Source organism: Microcoleus sp. B5-D4, assembly GCF_036705145.1.
Taxonomy (GTDB): Bacteria; Cyanobacteriota; Cyanobacteriia; order Cyanobacteriales; family Microcoleaceae; genus Microcoleus.
The window spans coordinates 1-1,080 of the sequence record NZ_JAUBTV010000194.1; the positions used below are offsets into that span (position 1 = coordinate 1).

The window sequence follows — 1,080 nt, forward strand, 5'->3', positions numbered from 1 at the left end:
GAACGTGGGCCGGGGGGGGAGCCGGGTTATGGCCCGCCCTCCCGGCCGCGCCGACTAGAATTAAGGGCGCCGCAGGCCAACCGGGGGGAGTAATACCCGGTATAACCTAAAGAAGTTGACATATAGTCACTAGAGGTGATAATATGTCAGATTTAGTTTTATATTTTGTATGAAAAGGCAATATTTTATCCGTGTCTTGTTTCAACGGATTGCGCGGCTAAAGCGCGAACGGGATTTTTATCGCTATCAAGCTCGTTGCTTAGCTTGCGCTTTGAAGTTTTACCAGCGCCGTTACTAGCTGTTATTGCAGAGTTTGTTGTAGGGACATTTGTGATGATGGGTCTGATCCTTAAGGATCTAACCAGCGGGTATTCCCTGCGGTTTTGTGTTTCATTGCATCTCTGAATGCGTTAGCTGTCATTTGAACCCTCCAAGCTGTCTCTCGCCCGATTTTCATGTCTGTTTTGGTAAAGACAAAAGTCCCTTGCTGAAATTGACTTTTGCTAGGCTTTGCCCCTGTCAGTTTTTTGATTTTGGAAGTGGGCAATAAGATTATGTGGTTGGCAGCATATTCTAGCGCTTTGTAGTTTGCCAGCGGGTCTTGACTGGCGGCAAAGTGACGGGCGATCGCTTCTACCAATTGCAGGACTTCATTGAAGTTGTCCAGTTGTCCAGTTGGTTTGTCTAGTTGTCTAGTGGAATTGTCTAGTTGTCCACTAGACAAAGATTCTGTATCCCTTGGAAACTCCCAGATTTTGGCTCCTGGATTGCTTTTCATGAACTTGTCCAGTTTGTCCAGTTCGTCCAGTGCGTGACTGGATATTTCACCGCGGCTGACTGGATTGATTTGCAGTGCCTTCATGCGATCGTACACAGATTGTTTGCTGGCTAGACCGTAGCGAGTTTGCAGTTCTGAGATTTTCATTGGTTGATAATTTCTAAGATTTTACTAATTGGTTTGCCGCGCCTCAAGGCTTCGCGGACTGCCGGACATTTGCTCCCTGGACAGTATTTGGCGCGCTGCCGCTTTCCTTCCATCCAGCGGTAACTGTAGTAAGGGCCGGTGCATCCGATTTCAGG

General features: G+C 47.7%; 1 protein-coding gene. It reads right to left on the reverse strand.

From position 1 onward, the window contains the following. Positions 1 to 349 precede the first annotated feature (349 nt). On the reverse strand, positions 350 to 925 hold the full coding sequence (locus QUB10_RS34160; protein WP_333207562.1) for a hypothetical protein: 576 nt from the start codon (positions 923 to 925) through the stop codon (positions 350 to 352). Positions 926 to 1,080 lie beyond the last annotated feature (155 nt).